General features: G+C 38.5%; 1 protein-coding gene. It reads left to right on the top strand.

The features are described from left to right. Nucleotides 1-548: transposase (locus K8B81_RS20820; RefSeq protein WP_223683445.1), on the top strand; the 548-nt coding region annotated here is incomplete at both ends.

Below are 548 nucleotides of genomic sequence, written 5' to 3'. Positions count from 1 at the left end.
TTCCCAACCAAAATGTGCTTTTTCCTCCGAATTTATCGGAGCTTATTGACAGTAAGCACCCTGTAAGAATAGTTTCTAATATCGTTGATGGTCTGGAACTAAAAAGCCTAATCCATAAATACAAGCCTGGGGGCACTTCAAGTTACCATCCAAAAATGCTTCTAAAAGTTTTGGTTTACGGCTATTTATGCAATATTTATTCGAGCCGTAAGCTGGAACAAGCCCTTAAAGAAAACATCAATTTTATGTGGCTTAGTGGAATGAGCCAACCCGACCACAATACTATTAATCGCTTTAGAAGCCAACGGCTAAATGGGCAAATCAAAGAAATTTTTACCCAAATTGTTCTTTTGCTGGAAAGGGAAGGCATCGTAAATCTTAAGACTGCCTTTGTTGACGGCACCAAGATTGAAGCCAATGCCAACCGTTATACTTTTGTTTGGGGAAAGGCTATTAAAAAGAGTAAAGAACGTATTGAACAACAGCTGGAAGAACTTTGGGATTATGCACAGAGTGTAGCCAAAGAAGAACTCAAAAATACAGAATCT

Source organism: Flavobacterium hibisci (genome assembly GCF_020026925.1).
GTDB classification, from domain to species: domain Bacteria; phylum Bacteroidota; class Bacteroidia; order Flavobacteriales; family Flavobacteriaceae; genus Flavobacterium; species Flavobacterium hibisci.
The sequence above is the reverse complement of the archived record's forward strand: the minus strand, read 5'-3'. Positions and strand labels throughout refer to the sequence as shown.